Below are 22,108 nucleotides of genomic sequence, written 5' to 3' on the forward strand. Positions count from 1 at the left end.
GCGGATTCACCCTAGCCGCAGGGCCAGCATCGCGATGTCGTCCTCCCGGTCGTGACCGAAACTGGTCAGGAGCGTGTCGCACAGGGCGTCCAGGCCGGGCAGGGACCCGGCGGCGGCCGCCCGCAGCTGCTCCATGGAGACCGACAGGTCGGTGCCGCGGGTCTCGATCAGGCCGTCGGTGACCATCAGGAGCCGGTCGGTGCGTTCCAGCCGTACCTCGGTGGGCGGCGGATGGGGCACGCCCAGGCCCAGCAGCGGGCCCGCGGCCTCGACGTAGTCGGCGCCGCCGGAGTCCCGGACGATCAGCGGCGGGATGTGGCCCGCGTTGGCGACGCGGGTGCGCCCGGTGTCCGGGTCGATCAACGCCAGGCAGACGGTGGCCGTGACCTCGGGGTGGTAGTGCCGGAGCATCCGGTCCAGCCGTCCGGCGAGCACGGCCGGGTCGCTCTCCTCCACGCAGTAGGCGCGCAGCGCGTGCCGGATCTCCACCATGACGGTGGCCGCCTCCAGCGAGTGCCCGACGACGTCGCCGACCACGGCGAGCACGCCCTCCCCGGTGCGCAGGACGGCGTAGAAGTCACCGCCGATCTCCGTCTGCCGGGACGCGGGCACGTACCGCACGGCGACGTCGACGCCGGGCAGCGGCGGCAGCCGGTGCGGCTGGGGCAGGAAACTGTGCTGGAGGGTGAGGGCGACGTGCCGTTCGACTTGGTACATCAGCAGCGGCTCCGCGGCCAGGGCGGTGGCCTGCGCCAGCCGGGCCACCAGCGACTCGTCCTCCGGATTCAGCCGGCGCATGCCCCGGGTGGGCGTGGCCAGGCACACCGGTGCCCTGCCCTCTTCGGTGAGCACCAGCGCGAGGCGGGCGTCGTGCCGCACGCCGGGCCGGAAGAACCCGGCGGGCCACAGCGGCGCCGGGACCGTGGTGAGCTGCACCCCGGCCTGCCCGCGGGTGAGCCGCCTGAGCAGCGCGGCCACCGCCCGGTGGGCGTCCTCGTCCGGCAGCGCGAGCGAGGTGCGGTCGCGGGACAGGCCGCGGTACAGCTCGTCGTCGGTGCCGAGGACGAAGACGGCGGCGGGGGTGCCGGTCAGCCGGGCGGTGCCCTCGGCCGCGGCGTCGGCGAGTTCCGGCAGGGAACGCGCGGTCTGCACGGTGACGACCGCCTCCGACAGCAGCGTCAGCCGCCGCAGGACCGCCTGGTCGTCGGCGCGCAGCCGCGCGGCGCGCACCGCGGAGCGGACCACCGCCTCGATCTCCTCCGGCTCGGCCGGCACCGTCAGATACGCCTCGCCGCCCGCGTCGAGCACGCGGTGGCGGTCGCCCGGGGCCAGGGCGGAGGCCGAGAAGTGCACGACGGGCAGGCCGGCCATGCGCGGCCGTGCCTTGAGCCGGCGGCACAGCTCGAAACCGCTCATGTCCGGCAGGCCCACGTCGACCAGGGCCACGTCGGGCAGGATGCCCTTGCGCAGCCGTACGTCGAGTTCGTCGAGCGCCTCGCCGGCCGTGGCGGCCGGGACGACCCGGTGGCCGGCGCGCCGCAGCACGCGGCCCAGGTCGTACCGGCCGGCGGCCGCGTCCTCCACGACCAGCACGGTCATGTCGCCCGGCTTGCCGTCGACGTCCATATCAGCCCCTGGACAGCACGGGTGGGGCAGACCGCTGCGGCCTGCCCCACCAAGGTAGTGCCCGAGCGCTAGGTGCGGGAGAAGACCGCCACCGTCCTGGCCGGAACGGTGAACGTCCCCGACTTCCGCTCGTAGGAGGCGGACTTGACGACCGGGTCCGACCCGGCGCGCTGCACCGGGTGCAGCCGGTAGGCCGTGCCCGCGAGGGCGTCGACCCGCTGCGTGCTCTGCTTCGGCGTCGCGTTGAACACGACGACGAGGTCCCCCAGTTCCATGGTGATCACGCCCGGCGTCTCGTCCTTCCCCGACAGCGGGAAGGAGAGCTTCGACTGCACCTGGTTGGTGGTGGCGAGGGAGAAGACGCTCTCCGTCGTGCGGATCCGCAGCAGGTCCCGGTAGGCGGCCGAGGCCCCGTCGATCTGCGGGCAGCCCACCTTCACCGTGCTCAGCAGTGGCTTCGCGTACGGCCACTTGGAGGCGTTGTCGGCCGCCGGGGGCAGCCCGCGGCCGAAGCCGTTGCCGTCGGCGCAGTTCCAGTGGACGGCGTTGAACCAGTCGCCGCTGTCGTAGGAGTTGCGGTCCAGCGACTTCGAGCGCAGCAGGTCGGTGCCGGCCTGGGACAGCGACGGGCCCTGGGAGAGGGTGGCCGTCGCCATCGCCAGGACCTGCATCCGGGCCCGGTCGGCGGGGCTCGTCGACGCGGGCAGCTTGTAGGTCAGCGCGTCGAACAGGGACTCGTTGTCGTGTGCGTCGGCGTAGGCGAGGGCGTCGCCGGGCGCGTCCGCGTAGCCGGCGGGCGCGCCGCCGTAGTCGACCTGCGCGCCGGTGACCTCCTTGCCGCCGGTGTCGGTGAAGCGGTACTTCGCGAGGTTGCCGGAAAGACCGACCTTGATCAGGTCCTGGTAGTGCAGCAGGCGGGCCTTCTGCTCGGCCGGGGTGCCGTTGGCGGTGGAGGAGTTGGGGTCGGTGTAGAGGCCGGAGGCGAAGCCCTGGACGCCGGGGTCGGCGTCGAAGGGGCTGCCGCCGCGCACCGCGTCACGGGCCCGGTCGGAGAAGGTGGCGATGCCGGTGCCGGCCATGTTCTTCTGGGTGGCCTGCACGAAGCGGGCGTCGTCGGCGACCTCGCCGAAGTTCCAGCCCTCGCCGTACAGGATGATCTTCTTGCCGTCGACGCCGTCCTTCGCGGGCGTCAGCGCGTCCAGGGCCTTGCGCACGGCCAGGATGTTGGCCTTCGGGTGGTGGCCCATGAGGTCGAAGCGGAAGCCGTCGACCTTGTACTCCTTGGCCCAGGTGACGACCGAGTCGACGACCAGCTTGCCCATCATGGCGTTCTCGGGGGCGGTGTTGGCGCAGCAGGTGCTGTTCGCCACCGAGCCGTCGGCGAGGAGCCGCTGGTAGTAGCCGGGCACCACCTTGTCCAGGACGGAGGTGTCCGCCTGGCCGCTGGCGGCGGTGTGGTTGTAGACGACGTCCATCACGACCCGGAGGCCGTCCTCGTTGAGCGCCTTGACCATCCTGCGGAACTGGACCGTGCGGGCCGTGCCGTCCGGGTCGGTGGCGTAGGAGCCCTCGGGGACCGTGTAGTGGTACGGGTCGTAGCCCCAGTTGTAGGCGTCCTTCGCGGCGATCTTCGACACGCACGCCTGCTGCTTGTCGGAGTCGGCCGGGTAGGAGGCCAGGTCGCAGTCGGTGGTCGCCTGGTCGGCCTTCCGCTCGGGGACCGTCGCGATGTCGAACGCCGGCAGCAGGTGGACGTAGGAGGTGCCGGACTTGGCGAGCTTGCGCAGGTGCTTCGAGCCGTCGCTGTCCTTGTCGGTGAAGGCCAGGTAGGTGCCGGGGTGGGCCGAGGTGCGGTCCGCGACGGAGAAGTCGCGGATGTGCAGTTCCTGGATCTGCGCGTCCCTGAGCGGTACGGCGGCGGGCTTGGTGTACGTCGACCAGCCGCTCGGGGCGAGGGACCGGTCGTCGAGGTCGACGACCAGGCTGCGCTCGGAGTTCGCGGTGAGGGCCAGCGAGTAGGGGTCGGTGACCTTGTTGGTGACGACCTTGCGGACGCTGGGCGCCCACACCTCGACCACGTACCGGTAGGGCTTGCCCTTCCAGGACGCCGGGCCGGTGACGGACCAGACGCCGGTGGCGGCGTCGCGCTTCATGGGGACGGCGGTGCCGGCCAGGTCCAGCTTCACGGACCGGGCGGTCGGCGCCCACACGGACAGGGTGGGCCGGCCGTGGTGGAAGACCGGGCCGAGCTTCGCCGCCGTCGCGTCGTACAGGTCGTCGAGCACGCCGGCGATCTGCACGCCGGTCGCCGCGAGCACCGCGCCGTTGGCCGCGCGCTGGGAGGCGACGACCTGGCCGCGCAGGGCCTCGCGGACCCGGTCGCGGTCGCGCGGGTCGACGGAGAAGGCGGTGTAGTTCTTCAGGTGCGGGAACTTCGCCTTCTGGGCGTCGGTGAGGGTGGTCCGGGTCAGTCGCAGCCAGCGCTCGTCGTCGCTGGTGAGGGCGCCGTCCTTCACCGTGATCGAGCCGTCGTGGGAGTAGACCAGCTGGGTGGAGGCGGCGGCGTCGGACCCGTTCCAGGCGACGGTGTTCCGGTCGATCCAGACCGCCTTGGAGGTGGTCAGGTCGAGCGCGGCCGCGCTGCCCGCGGGCTGCGGCAGGAGGTACTTCTCCTGGCCGTTCAACAGCCACACCTCGTGACCGTTGGTCTTGAGGTCCAGGGACTGGTCGGCGGGCAGGTCCTTCTCGTCGCCCTTGTGGAGGATGTAGCTGAGGCTGGTGGCGCCGTCGCTGAGCGGCACCTCGAAGACCGCACCATAGGCATCAGTCTTCACCGGCTTCAGCGGGTTCGACCACTCGGTGGGGTTCGCGGCGCCCGTCCACACGTGCAGGCCCCAGCCGTCGTAGTCACCGTCGGCGCGGTGGTAGTGCAGCACCGCCTTGGTGGTGTCCTGGGCGGGGTAGTCGGGCCGCTCGGTCTGTACGTCGGCCTTGCCCTGCTCGATCCAGACCTCACCCGTCTTGGTGACGTCGATGGACCGGTCGGCGGAGACGTCCTTGTTGCCGTCCTTGTCGATGACGAGGAACCCGACGCTGGATGCGCCCGGCTTCAGCTTGACGTAGGCGAAGGCGCCGTAGGCGTCGCGGCCGGTGAAGGGGTGGCTGTCCGGCCAGTTCGTGGCCTCGCCGTCGGCGAGGTCGCCCCAGGCGTACAGGCCCCAGTCGGCGTAGTCGCCGTCGGCGCGCTTGTAGTGGACGACCGCGTAGTCGCGGGAGGAGGCGGTGGGGACCTCCTCGGCGGGCGGGGTGCCGGTGGTGCTGCTCGCCGTGGCGCTCGCGGTGTGCCCGGCCGAGTCGATCACGACGGCCTTGTAGCGCAGGGCCGTGCCGGCCGGTACGTCCTTGCCGATGACCTGCGTGACCTTGTAGGGGGCGTGGTCGGCGGAGCCGAGGACCTTCCAGGGGCCGTTGCCGGTCTGGGCGGCGAAGACGACCCGGTTGAGCCGGCCGCCGTCGGTGTCGGCGCCGATCTCGACGGTGCCGGTGGCGCCGGCCGCCGGGGCGGTCAGGGTGACGGTCGGCTTCGTGACCGGGGCGGCGAGCCGGCCGGCGGCCTTCAGCACGATCGCCGAGCCGGCCGGGACGGTGACGGTGATCTTCTTGTCGGCGTCCGAGGTGACCGTGGCGTCGGTGCCGTAGAGGCCGGTGAACCGCATCGCGGCGGAGCCGGTCGGGAAGGTCGCCGTCTTCGCCTCGGCGGCGTTGTTGAAGGCGACGACGTACTCGGTGCCGGTCTTGGCGGCGGTGCGGGAGAAGGCGTAGACGCCGGCGCCGTCGGCCGCGTAGCGCTCGGTCTGCACGCCGTCGGCGAGCGCCGGGTTGGCCTTGCGGAGCTTGGACAGCGCCGCGATCTGCCGGTACAGCGGGGCGGTGGTGTCGTAGGCGTCGCTCGCGTGGGTGCGGTCGGTGCCGATCTCGTCGTCGTCGAGGTAGTCGGCGACCTTCGAGGCGAACATCGTCTGGCGGGCGTCCTTGTCGCCGCCGGAGCCGGTGAAGCCCTGCTCGTCGCCGTAGTAGACGACCGGGTTGCCGCGGCTGAGGAACATCAGCTCGTTGGCCAGTTCGTCCTTCTTCAGCAGCTCGGCGTCGGTGGCCTTCGGGTTGTCCTGGTTCAGGAAGTAGCCGATGCGGCCCATGTCGTGGTTGCCGAGGAAGGTGACCTGCTCGTAGGCGTTGGCCTTGTCGGTCGTGTACTTGTAGTCGTCGCCGAAGACGGAGGCGAGCTTGCGCGCGCTGCCGCCCTGGGAGGCGTACTGGCGGGCCGCCTCCTGGAAGGGGAAGTCGAGGGTGGCGTCGAGGCGGCCCTGGGTGACGTAGGGCGAGGTGATGGAGGTGTCGGCCGAGTAGACCTCGCCGAACATGAAGAAGTCGTCCCGGCCCCGCTTCTTGGCGTAGGCGTCGAGGGCGGTGGCCCACTGGGTCCAGAAGTCCATGTCGACGTGCTTGACGGTGTCGATGCGGAAGCCGTCGATGTCGAAGTCGCGCACCCAGCGCTGGTAGATCTTCTCCATCCCCTTGACGACCTCGGGACGCTCGGTCCACAGGTCGTCGAGCCCGGAGAAGTCGCCGTAGGTCGTCGACTCGCCCGCGTACGTGGAGTCGCCCCGGTTGTGGTACATCGTGGGGTCGTTGAGCCAGGACGGGACCTTGTCCGCGCCGGTGGCCTTCGGGGTGCGCGGGAAGGAGTCGGCGTCGACCACGGGGAAGCCGTGGGTGCCGTCCGCGTAGTCGGCGTCGTCGAAGGGCTCGCCGTCCTTCGTCAGGTACGGGAAAGCGCCCTTGGAAAGGTAGTTGTAGGACTTCTCCTCGTAGTCGACGACGTCGGCGGTGTGGTTGGTGATGACGTCGAAGAAGACCTTCATGCCCTTGGCGTGGGCCTTGTCGATGAGGGTCTCGAGGTCGGCGTTGCTGCCGAAGTGCGGGTCGACCTGGGTGAAGTCGGTGATCCAGTAACCGTGGTAGCCGGCCGACGCGTTGTCACCGGTGCCCTGCACGGGCCGGTTCTTGAAGATCGGGGCCATCCAGATGGCGGTGGTGCCCAGACCCTTGATGTAGTCGAGCTTCTTCGTCAGGCCCTTGAGGTCGCCGCCCTGGTAGAAGCCCTTGTCGGTGGGGTCGTAGCCGGTGGACAGGCGGCTGCCGGTCAGGCCGCCCTTGTCGTTGGCGGTGTCGCCGTTGGCGAAACGGTCCGGCATGACGAAGTAGAACTGCTCCCGGGTGTCGTCGTGCCGGGCGGGCTCGGCGGCGAGCTTCGCGTCGGACGGCGGCGGGGGCGGGGTGTCGGCCCTGGCGGCGAGGGGCTGGACGAGTGCTGCGGCCAGTGCGGTCACGGTGACCGCAGCGACTCGTCCGGCGTGCGCGGTACGGCGCCTCGACGGCGTCGGCCATCTCGGTATCACAGACGTGGACTCCTTGCGCTTACGGCTCTGTTGGCGCTTACGGCTCTGGTGGGTCCGATTCCGCGCGACCGTATCGCCGTCGAAACGCTTACAGCAAGAGTCCTGAAAGAACTGGTAAGAACTTTCAACCACGCACGCGGGTGGATCAGCAGCTCGACTTGCCCGCGTAGATGGCCAGGGCGGTGTTCGCGCCCAGGGTGGCGGTGAACTGACCGCTGCCGTTCACCGTCACGGTCGTGTTGTTCTGCACGTTGCAGTACGTGCCCGCGGGCAGCGAGGTCTGATAGGTCCGGCTGAGCGCGCTCGACTCGTGGTTGATGGCGACGTAGCCCTTGGCGCCCCGCCCGAAGGCGATCGCGTCGCCGCCGTTGTCCCACCAGTTGGTCACCGACTCGCCCCGCACCGCGTTGCGGAAGGCGACCATGGACTTGATCTCCGGCCAGGCGTGCTGGCACTTCCAGCCGTCCTGCCAGCAGGCGTTCACCTGGCCGCCATTGGGCGGACCGGCGTCCGTGTCGGACCACTCGTAGCCGGAGTTGACGTCCGGGGCGCCGTAGGGCCAGGCGAGCATGAACACGTTGGCCAGGGTGTAGTTGGCGCCGTCCTTGTAGTTCAGGGTGGAGCCGTTGCGCTCGGTGTCGTGGTTGTCGACGAAGACGCCGGCGACCGAGCTGCTCATATAGCCCCAGCCCTCGCCGTAGTTCTTCAGGTAGGCGAGGTTCTCGTTGTTGAAGACGCGCTTGAGGTCGTAGGCGTAGCGGAACTCCTGCACGTCGCCGTTGCCGGTGTACTCGGTGGGCTGGACGGCTTCCCCGCTGCCGTAGATGACCTCCTGCTTCCAGTAGGCGTTCGGCTTGGTCAGCCGGGACTTGATGTTGGCGAGGTCGGCGGTGTCGATGTGCTTGGCCGCGTCGATGCGGAAGCCGTCGACGCCGAGGGTGAGCAGGTCGTTCATGTACCCCGCGATGGTCTTGCGGACGTACTCCTCACCCGTGTCGAGGTCGGCGAGGCCGACCAGTTCGCAGTGCTGGACGTTCCAGCGGTCCTGGTAGTTCGAGACCTGCGCGGTGCAGTCGTCGAAGTCGTAACTGGAGTACAGGCCGGGGTAGTTGTACTTCGTGTACGACGAGCCGCCGGTTCCGGTGCCGCTGCCCGCCGACATGTGGTTGATCACCGTGTCGACGACGACCTTGACGCCGGCCGCGTGACAGGTGTTCACCATGTTCTGGAAGGCCGTGCGGTCGCCGAGACGGCCGGCGATCTTGTAGCTGACGGGCTGGTACGACGTCCACCACTGCGAGCCCTGGATGTGCTCGGCGGGCGGTGAGACCTGGACGTATCCGTAGCCGGCCGGGCCGAGGGTGCTGGTGCACTCCTTGGCGACCGATGCGTAGTTCCACTCGAAGAGGACCGCGGTGACGTCCTTGGTGCCGGGTGGGGAGGCGTGGGCGATTCCGGGGGCCAGGACGGCTGTCGTCGTGGCGGCGAGCGCGGTCGCGGTGACGGACCATCTCCGTATCACGGTGGGGGGCTCCTTGCGGTGACGGCCGGGCGTCGTTGCCGGGCGGCGGTGACCGTACCGCTGCCGAAAGGTTTACAGCAAGGGTCTTGCAATTCACAGCAAGAGTTTTCAGCTTCGACCTTGACGCGACTTGCTCAACTACCCCACTCTCACGAGTCGTTGGACCCCGTCCCCGTTCTCCGGGGCTCTCCGGAACCCCGGCTTGCCCCTTTCGGAGCCGCACATGACCGACAGACACCGCCCCCCGGGTGTCCTGCGCCGCGCCGCGACCGCCCTGGCCGTCGGCGCGCTCGCGCTGGCCGGCGCCACCGCCCTGCCCGCCACCGAGGCCCGGGCCGACACCACCGCCAAGGGCGATGTGATCGCCAATCTGTGGGAGTGGAACTGGGACTCGGTGGCCGCCGAGTGCACGAACGTGCTCGGGCCGGCCGGGTACGGCGCCGTGCAGGTGGCGCCGCCCGCCGAGTCCCTCAAACAGCCCAACTACTACTGGTGGGACGCCTACCAGCCGTACTCCTACAACCTCAACAGCCGCTTCGGCTCGGCGGCGAAGTTCGCCTCCATGGTGACCGCCTGCCACACCGCGGGCGTCAAGGTCTACACGGACGCGGTGATCAACCACACCGCCGCCCAGACCGGCACCGGCTACAACGGCACCACCCTCACCAACAAGTACGACACCCCCGACTGGGACCCGGGCGACTACCACCAGTCGGACGACTGCAACGACTCCGACCTGATCATCGACGACTGGTCGAACCTGTCGGAGGTGCAGAACTGCGAGCTGCTCGGCCTGCCCGACCTGGAGACCGAGGAGGACAACGTCCGCTCGGGCATCGCCGCCTTCCTCAACAAGCAGCTCGCCCTCGGCGTCGACGGCTTCCGCGTGGACGCCGCCAAGCACATCCCGGCCGCCGACCTGCAGGCCATCGAGGCGAAGCTGACCAGCACCACCTCTGGTGCGGCGCCGTACGTCTTCCAGGAGGTCTACCCGGGCTCGACCCCGCAGCCCTCCGACTACTACGGCACCGGCGACGTACTGGACTTCACCTACGCGAGCAAGCTCAAGTCCGCCTTCCAGGGCAACGTCTCCGACCTGCAGTCGCTGTCGTCGTCCGGCATCCTCCCGGCCGCGAACTCGGTCTCCTTCGTCACCAACCACGACACCGAGCGCAACGGCCTGCACCTGTCGTACAAGGACGGCGACACCTACAAGCTGGCGAACCTCTTCCAGCTCGCCTACAAGTGGTCGACGCCGACGGTGTACGCCAGCTGGGAGTGGACGCAGAGCGACCAGGCCCCGCCCAACTCCTCCGGTTTCGTCACCGGCACCGACTGCTCCTCCGGCTGGTACTGCCTCGACCGCGACACCGCCGTCGTCGGCATGGTGGCCTGGCACAACGCCACCGGCACGGCCGCGGTCTCGGACTGGCAGACCAAGTCCTCCAGCGTGATCGGCTTCGGCCGCGGCGGCGCGGGCTTCTTCGCGCTCAACAACGGCTCCTCGTCGGCCACGTACACCTTCGCCACCGGCATGGCCGACGGCACCTACAAGAACGTGATCGACGGCGGGGCGAGCACCGTCACCGTCTCCGGCGGCAGCGCCTCGATCACCATCCCGGCCAAGAGCGCGGTCGCCTTCTACAACTCCTCGTACACCTGCACGGTCGGCTGCGACGACACGGGCTCCGGCTCCGGCGGCGGCTCGACCTCGACGGTGAGCGCGACGTTCAACGAGTACGCGTCGACCACCTCCGGCACCAATGTCTACGTCGTCGGCTCCATCGCGGCCCTCGGCGGCTGGGACACCTCCAAGGCCGTCGCGCTGTCGTCCACCCGCTACCCGATCTGGTCGGGTGAGGTGAGCGTGCCGATCAACACGTCGTTCACGTACAAGTACATCAAGAAGGACGCCGCCGGGAACGTCACCTGGGAGTCCAACGCCAACAGATCGGTCACCACGACGACTTCGGCGGTCTCCCTGAACAACTCCTGGAACGTGGCGAACGCGGACGCCACCGACGTGACCTTCAACGAGTACGCAACGACCGACTGGGGCACCAGCGTCTACGTCGTCGGCTCGATCCCCTCCCTCGGTTCCTGGAACACCGCCGACGCGATTCCGCTGTCCTCCGCCTCGTACCCGACCTGGAGCAAGCTGGTGATCGTGCCGAAGAGCACGGCCTTCGAGTACAAGTTCATCAAGAAGGACGCGGCCGGGAACGTGACGTGGGAGTCGGGCACGAACCGCTCGTACACGACGGGCAGTTCGTCGGGCTACACCACCAGCGACAGCTGGAAGTAGGCCCCCCACCCGCACAACGCGGCCCGGTCACCGTGGAAACGGTGACCGGGCCGCCGCGCGCGTCGGGCGCCGGGCGTCAGGCCGTCGTCCACCAGACCGTGGTGTCGGCGGGCAGCTTCGCCTCGCCGTCCGCCGTCTCGGCGATCTCGCCGCTGGCCAGCAGGACCCGGCCGTAGGACGGGGTGGTCACCGGCTCGCCCGCGGTGTTGGCGACGCACACGAAGTCGCCGCGACGGAAGGCCAGTACGCCCTCCGGTGCGCGCAGCCACTCCACCGCGTCGCCCGCGCCCAGGTCCGGGTGGGAGCGGCGCACGGCGAGGGCGGAGCGGTACATCTCCAGCGTCGAGCCGGGGACGCCGGTCTGGGCCTCGACGCTCAGCTCGCCCCAGCCCGCCGGCTGCGGCAGCCAGCTGCCCGCGCCGCCGAAGCCGTACGACGATCCCGTGCGCGTCCACGGGATCGGCACCCGGCAGCCGTCGCGGAAGCCGTCCTGGCCGGCGCCGCGGAAGTACGCCGGGTCCTGGCGCACCTCGTCGGGCAGGTCGACGACGTCCGGCAGGCCGAGTTCCTCACCCTGGTACACGTAGGCGGAGCCGGGCAGCGCCAGCATCAGCAGGGTCGCCGCGCGGGCGCGGCGCAGGCCCAGTTCGCGGTCGCCGGCGAGGCGGATCTGGGTGCCTAGGCCGGGCGGGTTGGCGAAGCGGGTGGCGTGCCGGGTGACGTCGTGGTTGGACAGCACCCAGGTGGCGGGGGCGCCGACCGGGCGCATCGACTCCAGCGTGCGGTCGATGACCTCGCGCAGCTCCGCGGCGTCCCAGGCGGTGGCCAGGTACTGGAAGTTGAAGGCCTGGTGCAGCTCGTCCGGGCGGACGTAGTTGGCGGTCCGCTCGATGGTCGGCGTCCACGCCTCGGCGACGAAGATCCGCCCACCCGTCTCCCGCCCCCGCCCTTCTGCGGAAGGCCCTTCGGGCCCCTGCTCGTTCCCGGCGTACTCGTCGAGGATCAGGCGCCACTGGCGGTAGATCTCGTGCACGCCGTCCTGGTCGAAGAACGGCATGACATCGTTGCCCAGCAGCTTGACCTGGTCGTGGGAGCCGAGGTCGGGCAGGCCGTCGGCCTTGACCAGGCCGTGGGCGACGTCGATGCGGAAGCCGTCGACGCCCATGTCGAGCCAGAAGCGCAGGATGGAGCGGAACTCGTCGCCGACGGCCGGGTGTTCCCAGTTGAAGTCGGGCTGTTCGGGGGCGAACAGGTGCAGGTACCACTCGCCGGGGGTGCCGTCCGGTTCGGTGACCCGGGTCCAGGCCGGGCCGCCGAAGATGGACTCCCAGTCGTTGGGCGGCAGTTCGCCGTCCGTGCCCTTGCCGGGGCGGAAGTGGTAGCGGTCGCGCAGCGGGGAGCCGGGGCCCTCGCGCAGCGCCCGCTTGAACCACTCGTGCTGGTCGGAGGAGTGGTTGGGCACCAGGTCGACGATGATCCGCAGGCCGAGCGCGTGCGCGTCGCGGATCAGCGCGTCGGCGTCCAGGAGGTTGCCGAACATGGGGTCGACGGCGCGGTAGTCGGCGACGTCGTAGCCGGCGTCGGCCTGCGGTGAGGCGTAGAAGGGGCTGAGCCACACGGCGTCCACCCCGAGGTCGCGCAGGTACGGCAGACGGGTGCGGACGCCTTCCAGGTCGCCCATGCCGTCTCCGTTGCTGTCGGCGAAACTGCGCGGATAGACCTGGTAGATCACCGCGTCCCGCCACCAGTCGCTGCGCTTGGTGACGGTGGCGACGGCTGCTCGGGAGGAAGGCGTCGGGGCCGGGTCGGCGGAGTGCTGCTGGCTCATGGCGTCCTTGAGTGACGAGGATCGGGTGGTGGATACGGCGGCGTTCGTGACGAGGCGGCCGCGGTGACAGCGGGGCCGGACAGAAGCCGCGGCCGCCTCGGGTCCTTGAGGCGTCAGCCCTTCGTGCCGCCCGCGGTGAGTCCGGTGACCAGGTTCTTCTGCACGAGGTAGAAGAACGCGGAGACCGGTATCGCGATCAGCACCGCGGTCGCGGCCATCAGGTTGCGCTGCGCGTCGTGCTCGCTGACGAAGGTCTGCAGACCGACGGCGAAGGTGTACTTCGTGTCCGACAGCATGAACGTCGACGCGAACGCCACCTCGCCGAAGGCCGTGAGGAAGCTGTAGAAGGCGGCGACGGCCAGGCCCGGCTTGGCGAGCGGCAGGATCAGCCGGGCGAACGTGCCGAACGGGGTCAGCCCGTCGACGCGGCCGGCCTCGTCGATCTCGAAGGGGATCGTGTCGAAGTAGCCCTTCAGCAGCCACGCGCAGTACGGCACCGCGGTCGAGCAGTACACCAGGATCAGGCCGAGGTAGCTGTCGATGAGCTGCAGATCCGACAGGATCTGGTACATCGGCACCATCAGCACGGCCACCGGGAACATCTGGGTGACCAGGAGCACCCACATGAACTTGCGGTAGCCGGGGAAGCGCATCCGGGAGACGGCGTAGCCGGTGGTCGCGGCGATCATGACGCCGACGACCGTGGTGCCGAGCGAGACGATCAGGGAGCTCTTCAGCCAGTCGAAGAACTCGGTGTGCTGGACGACGAACGAGTAGTTGTCGAACGTCATCTTCGCCCAGATGCCTCCGGGGTGGAGGTAGTCGTCCTTGTCCGGGCCGAGGGACAGGTAGACCAGCCAGGCGATCGGGAAGAGGGCGATCAGGCTCGCCGTGATCAGGATGCCGTGCGAGGCGAGCACGGCGCCGGTGCTGCGCTCGCCGCGCCCGCGGGCCTTGCGTGGAGCGGCGGCCGCGGCGTCCTTCTTGATCACGTCGGCGGAGGTCTCGACGGTGGTCGTACTCATGAAAGCTCCTGCCTCAGATCGCGAGCTGCTGCTCGTTGCGGTTCAGCCAGCGGCGGTAGAAGGAGGTGAAGACGATCAGAATGGCCAGCAGCAGGATGCCGTATGCGGCCGACTGCGCGAAGTCACGCGGCTGCTGTCCGAAGCCCAGGTAGTAGGCCCACGTCACGAGGATCTGGGCGTCCGGGGCGGTGGTGCCGAACAGCAGGAAGATCACGGCGAACTGGTTGAAGGTCCAGATGATGCCGAGCAGGACGACGGTGGAGCTGACGGACCGCAGGCCCGGAAGGGTGACGTAGCGGAAGCGCTGCCAGGCGGTGGCGCCGTCCATCTCGGCTGCCTCGTACAGCGAGGAGTCGATGGACTGCAGGCCGCCGAGCAGCGAGACCATCATGAACGGCACACCGCACCAGGTGTTGACCATGATGGCGGCGAACCGCTGCCAGAAGGTGTCCTCCAGCCAGTCCGGCGCCGGCAGGTGCAGGGCGTCGAGGAAGAGGTTGATGATGCCGCCGTCGGCGAGCATGAAGCGCCAGCCGAAGACGGTGACGAAGGTCGGCACCGCCCAGGGCAGGATCAGGATCAGCCGGTAGACGGTGCGGCCGCGCATCCGCTGGTTGAGCAGCAGGGCGAGGCCCAGGCCGATCGAGTAGTGCAGGGCGACGCACAGCGCGGTCCACACGATCGTCCAGATGAAGTGCGACCAGAAGCGGTCGTACGACGTCGCGCCGAACAGGATGTCCTTGTAGTTGTCGAGCCCGATGAACTTGTAGGTGGCGTCGATGTGGTTGACGCCGATCGTGCGCGCGGTGTTGAGGCTGTTGGCGTCGGTGAGGGTGAGGTAGAGGCCGTACGCCAGGGGGTACAGCACGAGGACGCCGAGGACGACCGCCACCGGGGTGATCATCGCGTAGGCGTACCAGTGCCTTCGGTAGCTGTTCTTGAGGCGCCGGCCCAGCCCGGGCTCGGGCGCGCGGTCACCGCGGCGCCTGCCGGTCGCGCGGTCGATGGCGACTGTCATGTTCGACACCTTCTGGAAGTTCAACGGGACGGGCCGGGCACAGGCCGGTGCCGCCGGATCCCCCTGCTGTTCGGGGGACCCGGCGGCCGATCGTGCTTACTTGCTGAAGTCGGGCACCAGCTTGGCGATGGCCAGCTCGGCGTTGCTCAGACCCTTGTCGAGGGACTCCTTGCCGCCGGCGATCTTCGGCAGCTCGGTGTCCAGCGGGCCCCACAGGGAGCTGTACTCCGGCAGGGCCGGCCGCGGCTGGGCGGCGGGCAGCACGGTCTGGTAGCCGGCGATGCCCGGGTCGGCCTTGACCTCGGCGGTGTAGGCGTCGTCGCGGGTCGGCAGGGTGGAGTTCTTCAGCGCGATCTGCGTCTGCGTCTTCGCGGAGGTCATGAAGTTCACGAACTTCAGCGCCGCCTTCTGGTGCGCCGAGTCGGAACCGGCGTACACCGACAGGTTGTGGCCGCCGGTCGGGGCGCCCGCCTTGCCGGTGGAGCCGGCCGGGACGGTGGCGATGCCGAGGTTGGACTTGTCCGAGAAGGCCGAGCCCTTGTAGAAGTTCGTGATCTCCCAGGGGCCCTGGATGATCGCGGCGACCTTGCCGTTGACGAACGCGTCCTGGATGTGGGCGTAGGCGTCGGCGGTGGTGTCGGCCTTGTGCAGGCCCTTGCCGGAGAACATGCTCAGCCAGGTGCCGTACGCCTTCTTCGCGGCGTCCGAGTTCACGGTGACCTTCTTGGCGGAGGCGTCGACGGTGTCGGTGCCCTCGCCGTAGAGGAAGGTCTGCGCGTAGTAGGCCTGGGTGGAGCCCCAGTAGCCGTCGACCTTGGCCTTGGTCTTGATCTTGGCGGCGTCGGCCTTCAGCTCGTCCCAGGTCTTGGGGGCCTCGGTGATGCCGGCCTTCGCGAACAGGGCCTTGTTGTAGACCAGCGCGAGGGTGTCGGTGACCAGCGGCACGCCGTAGGTCTTGCCGTCGTACTTGGCCTGCTCGATCAGGTTGGGCTGGAACTTGCTCTGGTCCGCGAGGGCCTCGGTGCCGTCCAGCGGCAGGAAGTAGCCCTTCTTGGCGAAGGCGGGGGTCCAGCCGACCTCGCTGCGCAGCACGTCCGGGGCGCCCTTGGAGCCGGCGGCAGTGTCGAACTTGTTCTGCGCCTGGTCGAAGGGGACGTTGACGTACTTGACCTTGATGCCCTTGTTGGCGGCCTCGAACTGCTTGACCAGGGCCTTGTACGTCGGCGCCTCGTTCGTGGCGTTGGAGGTGTCCCACCAGGTGATGGTGACCGGACCGTCGGCCTTGTCGCCGCTGTCGCCGCTTCCGCCGCAGGCCGTCGCCGCGAGGGCGAGGGACGCCACCAGCGCGGTGGCCGCTATGCCACGCCGCATGAGTTCTCCTTGAGGGTGAAAGCCCGTGTGGTGCGGGGGGCGGCCCCGTCTGCCGCTCCCTGCTGTGTTGCCGACTGCGCCGTTGCCGCGGCCGGGCGACAGGGAACGTAACAGCGATGTAAGCGCAGCGAAAGACCTTGCTGCAAAAAACTGCAAGACGATTCGAGAGTTACCTGCCCGTGACCTGCTCTCGACCCCCCGGAAACCCCGTATCGAGGCCGTTGAGCGCGGTGCGGGGCACCTGTGCAAGACTCTGCAAGCTCTTGCCATATGTTTCCGACGGGGGAATCATCCCTTGCGGACGGACGCCGACGACGGACGCCGAAGACGAACACGAGGGACCGCGATGACGCAGCAGCCCGCAGCGAGCCGTGCAACCGGCCGCGCACGGCGTCCGATTGGTGCGCAAAGCGACATGCGCCCGCTACAGTCGAGTCCTGTGACCACACGGCTTGCCGATATCGCTGCTCAGGCGGGGGTGAGCGAAGCGACCGTCAGCCGCGTCCTCAACGGGAAGCCGGGCGTCGCCGCCACCACGCGCCAGTCAGTGCTGGCCGCGCTCGACGTCCTGGGCTACGAACGCCCGGTGCGCCTGCGGCAGCGCAGCGAGGGCCTGGTGGGCCTGATCACCCCGGAGCTGGAGAACCCCATCTTCCCGGCGCTCGCCCAGGTCATCGGCCAGGCGCTGACGCGGCAGGGCTACACCCCGGTGCTGGCCACCCAGACCCCGGGCGGCTCGACGGAGGACGAGCTGACGGAGATGCTCGTCGACCGCGGGGTCGCCGGGATCATCTACGTCTCCGGACTGCACGCCGACACCACCGCCGACATGGAGCGCTACGACCGGCTGCGCGCCCAGGGCGTGCCGTACGTGCTGGTGGACGGCTTCTCGCCGAAGGTGCAGGCGCCGTTCATCTCCCCCGACGACCGGGCGGCGATGACGCTGGCGGTCACCCACCTGGTGTCGCTGGGGCACACCCGGATCGGCCTGGCCCTGGGTCCGAAGCGGTTCGTGCCCGTGCAGCGCAAGATCGAGGGGTTCGTGCGCGCCATGCAGGATCAGCTGGGGCTGAGCGCGGAGACGATCGAGTCGGAGCTGGTCCAGCACTCGCTCTACACCCTGGAGGGCGGCCAGGCCGCCGCGACCGCGCTGATCGACCGGAACTGCACGGCGGTGGTGTGCGCGAGCGACATGATGGCGCTCGGCGCGATACGGGCCGCCCGGCAGCACGGCCTGGAGGTACCGAAGGACTTCTCCGTCGTCGGCTTCGACGACTCCCCGCTGATCGCCTTCACCGACCCGCCGCTGACCACGATCCGCAAGCCGGTCCCGGCGATGGGTCAGGCGGCGGTGCGCACGCTGCTGGAGGAGATCGGCGGGACGCCGGCGCCGCACAGCGAGTTCGTGTTCATGCCGGAGCTGGTGGTGCGCGGCTCTACCGCTTCGGCGCCCGGGGAGCGGAGCCGTTCTTAGCGTGTCATGGGTTCTTGGCATGCCTCAGGGCGGAGTCGTCCTCAGGGCGGAGAACGTGCGGTGCGGACCCGACCGGGGGATGATCGGGTCAGAAGACGTTTCTGGCAGACTTTGCGCCTATGGGTGACTCGACCGTGACCAGGCCGGAAGACCGCGGGCAAGTGGCCGTTCCGCAGGCCGTCACGGGCGTCGACCAGCCGGGCCGGCTGCGCCGGCTGCGTTCTCCGGGCCGGCCCCGCATCTGGATCGAAATCCTGCTGATCGCGGTGAGTTACTGGACGTACTCGCTGATCCGCAACGCCGTCCCGGAGCAGCGGACCGAGGCGCTGCGCAACGCCGACTGGATCTGGCAGACGGAGCGTCAGCTGGGCATCGCCGTCGAGGACTCCGTCAACCACGGCCTCAACTCGGTGACCTGGCTGATCGTCGGCATGAACTACTACTACGCGACACTGCACTTCGTGGTGACGCTGGGCGTGCTGGTGTGGCTGTACCGCAGTCACCCGGGCCGGTACGCGGCGACCCGGCTGGTGCTGTTCGCGACGACGGGCGTGGCCCTGGTCGGTTACTACCTGTATCCGCTGGCGCCTCCGCGTCTGATGCGCGGCGACGGCTTCGTCGACACGGTCATGGTCCACGAGACGTGGGGCTCGATGGCCTCCGGCGACCTGAAGCACATGTCGAACCAGTACGCCGCGATGCCGTCGATGCACATCGGCTGGTCCCTGTGGTGCGGGCTGACGATCTTCGCGCTGGCCCGGGTGCCGTGGGTGCGGGTGCTGGGTCTGCTCTACCCGGCGGCGACGCTGGTGGTCATCGTCGCCACGGCCAACCACTTCTGGCTCGACGCGGTGGGCGGCCTGCTGTGCCTCACGTTCGGCTTCGCGGTGGCGTGGGTGTGGTACGGCAGCGTGCCGTACGCGCTCTCACGGGTGCCGGCGGGGGTGGCGCCGGCGGAGGCGGGGGTGGCGCCGGCGGAGGCGGGGGTGGCGCCGGCGGGGGCGGCGGTGGTTTCGCAGGGGGCTTTGGCGGGAGCTTCGGACGGGTTCTCCGAGGGCGGGTTCTCCGAGGGCGGGTTCTCCGAAGGCGGGTCCGCGGCTCCTCACGCTCCGTAGAACAGCGCCTCCGCCACGCCCCGGGCGCGGCGGGCCGTGCGGCGGTACGCGTCGAGCATGTCGCCGACGTGCCCGGGGCCGTACCCCAGGTAGCGCCCCACCGCGGCCAGCTCCCGCGCGTTCGACGGGAACGTGTCGCCGGCCCGGCCCCGCACGAGCATCACCGCGTTGCGCACCCGGGTCGCCAGCACCCAGGCCTCGTCGAGGATGGCGGCGTCCTCCCGCGTGATCAGGCCGGCGGCGGCCGCGGCCGCGAGCGCCTCGCGGGTGCGGGTGGTGCGCAGGCCCGGCTCGGTGGCCCCGTGCCGCATCTGCAGCAGCTGGACGGTCCACTCCACGTCCGACAGGCCGCCCGGCCCCAGTTTGGTGTGCAGCTTCGGGTCGGCGCCGCGCGGCAGCCGTTCCGACTCCATCCGCGCCTTCAGCCGGCGGATCTCCCGCACCGCGTCGTCGCCGAGCCCCCGCGCCGGGTAGCGCAGCGGGTCGACGAGTTCGACGAAGGCGCGTCCCAGGTCCTCGTCGCCGGCGACCGGTTCCGCCCGCAGCAGCGCCTGCGCCTCCCACACCAGCGACCAGCGGCGGTAATAGGCCTCGTACGACTTCAGGGTGCGCACCAGCGGGCCGGACTTGCCCTCGGGGCGCAGGTCGGCGTCGATCAGCAGGGGCGGGTCGGCGCTGGGCAGCTGGAGCAGCCGCCGCATCTCGGCGACGACCTTGTTCGCCGCGTCCGCCGCCTCCCGCTCGTCGACGCCCTCCCGCGGCTCGTGCACGAACAGCACGTCCGCGTCGGAGCCGTAGCCCAGCTCGTGCCCGCCGAAGCGGCCCATCCCGATGACGGCGAACCGGGTGGGCAGCGTGTCCCCCCAGCCGTCCCTGACCACCGCGCGCAAGGTGCCCGCGATCGTCGCGGCCGTCAGGTCGGACACCGCGGCGCCGACCCGGTCCACCAGCGCGCCCTGGTCGGCCTCGGCCGGCTGGGCCTCGGTGCCGTAGGAGCCGACGATGTCCGCGGCGGCCGTGCGGAACAGCTCCCGGCGCCGGACGCCGCGGGCCGCGTTGACCCCCTGCTCGGCGGTTCCGGCGCGGCCGACGGCGGCCAGGATCTCCTGCTCCAGCTGGGCGCGCCCGCGCGGATCCAGACCGCCGGCGTCGCCGTCGCCGAGCAGCGCCACCGCCTCGGGGGCGCGCATCAGCAGGTCGGGGGCGAGCCGCCCGGCCGACAGCACCCGCGCGAGGTTCTCCGCGGCGGCGCCCTCGTCGCGCAGCAGCCGCAGGTACCACGGCGTCTTGCCCAACGCGTCCGACACCTTGCGGAAGTTCAGCAGTCCGGCGTCCGGGTCGGCGGAGTCCGCGAACCAGCCGAGCAGCACGGGCAGCAGAGTGCGCTGGATGGCCGCCTTGCGGCTCACGCCGGACGCCAGGGCCTCCAGGTGGCGCAGGGCCGCCGCCGGGTCCGCGTAGCCGAGCGCGACCAGCCGCTCGCGGGCCGCCTCCGGGCTCAGCCGCGCCTCGCCGGGGGCGAGCTGGGCGACCGCGTCGAGCAGCGGGCGGTAGAACAGCTTCTCGTGCAGGCGGCGTACGGCGCCGGTGTGCCGCCGCCACTCGCGGTCGAGTTCGGCGGCCGGGTCGATGCGCAGCCCGAGGGAGCGGCCGAGGCGGCGCCGGTCGGCCTCCTCCACGGGCACGAGGTGCGTGCGCCGCAGCCGGTACAGCTGGATACGGTGCTCCATGGAGCGCAGGAAGCGGTAGGCGTCCTCGAGCTGGACCGCGTCGGCGCGGCCCACGTACCCGCCCCTCGCCAGCGCCTGCAGCGCGTCCAGGGTGGTGCCGCTGCGCAGGGAGGCGTCCGCCCGTCCGTGGACCAGTTGCAGGAGCTGGACGGCGAACTCGACGTCGCGCAGGCCGCCCGGGCCGAGCTTCAGCTCCCGGTCTATCTCCGTGGCGGGGATGTTCTCGACGACCCGGCGCCGCATCTTCTGCACGTCCGCCACGAAGTTCTCGCGCTCCGCCGCCTGCCACACCAGGGGGTCGAGCGCGGCGATGTACTCCTCGCCCAGCGCGAGGTCGCCGGCGACCGGGCGGGCCTTGAGCAGGGCCTGAAACTCCCAGGTCTTGGCCCAGCGCTGGTAGTAGGCGACGTGGCTGCTGAGGGTGCGGACGAGGGGGCCGTTGCGGCCTTCGGGGCGCAGGTTGGCGTCCACCGGCCAGATCGAGCCCTCGACGGTCGTCTCCGAGCAGATCCGCATCATGTGCGAGGCGAGCCGCGTGGCGGCGCGGATCGCCTTGCCCTCGTCGGCGACATCGGCAGGATCGGCGGTGTCGGGGGTGTCGGCGGGCTGGCCGACGAAGATGACGTCCACGTCGGAGACGTAGTTCAGTTCGTGGCCGCCGCACTTGCCCATCGCGATCACCGCGAGCCGGCACAGCGCGGCGTCGTCGGGCGCGGCGGCGCAGGCCATGGCGAGGGCGGCGCGCAGGGTGGCGGTGGCGAGGTCGGCGAGTTCGGCGGCGGTCTGGGCGACGTCGATGGTGCCGCAGACGTCGCGGGCGGCGATGGACAGCAGGCAGCGGCGGTAGGCGACGCGGAGTGCGACCGGGTCGGTGGCGCCGGCCAGGCCCCGCTCGAACTCCTGCACGCCGGGGTGCAGGTCGCGCGGCTCGTACGTGACGAGCGCCTCCCAGTCCCGGGGGTGGCGGGCGAGGTGGTCGGCGAGGGCGGCGGACGCGCCGAGCACGCCGAGGAGGCGGTCGCGGAAGGGCTTGGCCGCGGTCAGCGTGTCGAGCAGTTCGCGGCGGGCGGTGGGGGCGGGGCCGGGCTGGGCTTCGAGGAGGCGGACCAGGCCGTGCAGGGCCAGGTCGGGGTCGGCGGTGGCGCCGAGCGCGTCCAGCAGGATCGGGTCGTCGCGTACGGCGGTGAGTTCCGGGCTGTCCAGGAGGCGCTCGGCGGCCGAGGGGTCGGTGAAGCCGTGCCGCAGGAGCCGTATGAAGGTGCTGCTTCTGCGCCCCGGCGCGGTCATCCTCGGCCTCCTGTCGGATCAAGGTGGTACGCGTCGAGCGTAGCTGCCTGCGGCGGCGTGTGCGGGGTGCCTGCGGCGGGCTGCGCGGGTTTCGGGGGGTGCGGGGTGCCTGCGGCGGCTGTGCGGGCTTGGTGGGGGTGCGGGGTGCCTGCGGCGGCCTGCGCGGATTACGGGGGGTGCGGGGTGCCTGCGGCGGCTGTGCGGGCTCGGTGGGGGTGCGGGGTGCCTGCGGCGGCCTGCGCGGATTACGGGGGGTGCGGGGTGCCTGCGGCGCCTGTGCGGGCTCGGTGGGGGTGCGCGGTGCGCGGGCGGTGGGGGGTGGGTCGGGGCCGGGACGGGGGTGTCCGT

At 70.6% G+C, this 22,108-nt stretch carries 11 protein-coding genes; 3 read left to right on the plus strand and 8 right to left on the minus strand.

Translation table 11 applies throughout. The annotated features are described in order from the left end of the window. Positions 1 to 6: 6 nt before the first annotated feature. The 3 genes from AB0G63_RS21255 to AB0G63_RS21265 form a co-directional block, all read right to left on the minus strand. The gene (locus AB0G63_RS21255; RefSeq protein ID WP_360752383.1) at positions 7 to 1,626 is read right to left on the minus strand and encodes a fused response regulator/phosphatase; all 1,620 of its coding nucleotides are present in this window, start codon (positions 1,624 to 1,626) and stop codon (positions 7 to 9) included. A 68-nt stretch (positions 1,627 to 1,694) separates the two neighbouring features. Next, a complete protein-coding gene (gene pulA, locus AB0G63_RS21260) occupies positions 1,695 to 7,085 on the minus strand; it encodes a pullulanase-type alpha-1,6-glucosidase (RefSeq protein WP_360752384.1) in 5,391 nt (1,796 codons plus the stop codon). Between the two features lie 145 nt (positions 7,086 to 7,230). Further along, entirely contained in the window at positions 7,231 to 8,550 is a 1,320-nt protein-coding gene (locus AB0G63_RS21265) for an alpha-amylase family protein (RefSeq protein WP_360752415.1), read from the minus strand. Positions 8,551 to 8,830: 280 nt separating this feature from the next. On the opposite strand from AB0G63_RS21265, the gene AB0G63_RS21270 reads away from it, so the two are divergent. Next, a complete protein-coding gene (locus AB0G63_RS21270; protein WP_360752386.1) occupies positions 8,831 to 10,912 on the plus strand; it encodes a carbohydrate-binding module family 20 domain-containing protein in 2,082 nt (693 codons plus the stop codon). Positions 10,913 to 10,988: 76 nt separating this feature from the next. Here the strand turns inward: AB0G63_RS21270 and AB0G63_RS21275 are convergent, their stop codons facing one another. The 4 genes from AB0G63_RS21275 to AB0G63_RS21290 form a co-directional block, all read right to left on the minus strand. Further along, complete coding sequence (locus tag AB0G63_RS21275) at positions 10,989 to 12,740, minus strand: glycoside hydrolase family 13 protein (RefSeq protein WP_360752388.1); 1,752 nt, start codon at positions 12,738 to 12,740, stop codon at positions 10,989 to 10,991. Positions 12,741 to 12,853: 113 nt separating this feature from the next. After that, on the minus strand, positions 12,854 to 13,765 hold the full coding sequence (locus tag AB0G63_RS21280; RefSeq protein WP_360752391.1) for an ABC transporter permease subunit: 912 nt from the start codon (positions 13,763 to 13,765) through the stop codon (positions 12,854 to 12,856). Positions 13,766 to 13,778: 13 nt separating this feature from the next. After that, complete coding sequence (locus tag AB0G63_RS21285; RefSeq protein ID WP_360752393.1) at positions 13,779 to 14,783, minus strand: sugar ABC transporter permease; 1,005 nt, start codon at positions 14,781 to 14,783, stop codon at positions 13,779 to 13,781. Positions 14,784 to 14,879: 96 nt separating this feature from the next. Then, the gene (locus AB0G63_RS21290; RefSeq protein ID WP_360752395.1) at positions 14,880 to 16,154 is read right to left on the minus strand and encodes an extracellular solute-binding protein; all 1,275 of its coding nucleotides are present in this window, start codon (positions 16,152 to 16,154) and stop codon (positions 14,880 to 14,882) included. Between the two features lie 439 nt (positions 16,155 to 16,593). Here AB0G63_RS21290 and AB0G63_RS21295 point away from each other — a divergent pair, with 439 nt between their 5' ends. Further along, positions 16,594 to 17,628, plus strand: a complete 1,035-nt coding sequence (locus tag AB0G63_RS21295) for a LacI family DNA-binding transcriptional regulator (RefSeq protein ID WP_360752398.1) — start codon at positions 16,594 to 16,596, stop codon at positions 17,626 to 17,628. Between the two features lie 119 nt (positions 17,629 to 17,747). Continuing rightward, positions 17,748 to 18,743: a phosphatase PAP2 family protein gene (locus AB0G63_RS21300; protein ID WP_360752401.1), complete on the plus strand. Its 996-nt coding sequence runs from the start codon at positions 17,748 to 17,750 to the stop codon at positions 18,741 to 18,743. Here the strand turns inward: AB0G63_RS21300 and AB0G63_RS21305 are convergent. Further along, positions 18,731 to 21,760, minus strand: coding sequence for a bifunctional [glutamine synthetase] adenylyltransferase/[glutamine synthetase]-adenylyl-L-tyrosine phosphorylase (locus AB0G63_RS21305; RefSeq protein WP_360752404.1), 3,030 nt, complete (start codon positions 21,758 to 21,760; stop codon positions 18,731 to 18,733). The genes AB0G63_RS21300 and AB0G63_RS21305 overlap by 13 nt on opposite strands. Positions 21,761 to 22,108: the final 348 nt, after the last annotated feature.

The organism is Streptomyces sp. NPDC020996, from assembly GCF_040641355.1.
Lineage (GTDB): Bacteria > Actinomycetota > Actinomycetes > Streptomycetales > Streptomycetaceae > Streptomyces.

Coding starts and splice junctions, on each gene's coding strand:
- AB0G63_RS21255 (WP_360752383.1), bottom strand. CDS start 1,626: ATGGACGTCGACGGCAAGCCGGGCGACATGACCGTGCTGGTCGTGGAG.
- AB0G63_RS21270 (WP_360752386.1), top strand. CDS start 8,831: ATGACCGACAGACACCGCCCCCCGGGTGTCCTGCGCCGCGCCGCGACC.
- AB0G63_RS21275 (WP_360752388.1), bottom strand. CDS start 12,740: ATGAGCCAGCAGCACTCCGCCGACCCGGCCCCGACGCCTTCCTCCCGA.
- AB0G63_RS21280 (WP_360752391.1), bottom strand. CDS start 13,765: ATGAGTACGACCACCGTCGAGACCTCCGCCGACGTGATCAAGAAGGAC.
- AB0G63_RS21285 (WP_360752393.1), bottom strand. CDS start 14,783: ATGACAGTCGCCATCGACCGCGCGACCGGCAGGCGCCGCGGTGACCGC.
- AB0G63_RS21290 (WP_360752395.1), bottom strand. CDS start 16,154: ATGCGGCGTGGCATAGCGGCCACCGCGCTGGTGGCGTCCCTCGCCCTC.
- AB0G63_RS21300 (WP_360752401.1), top strand. CDS start 17,748: ATGGGTGACTCGACCGTGACCAGGCCGGAAGACCGCGGGCAAGTGGCC.
- AB0G63_RS21305 (WP_360752404.1), bottom strand. CDS start 21,760: ATGACCGCGCCGGGGCGCAGAAGCAGCACCTTCATACGGCTCCTGCGG.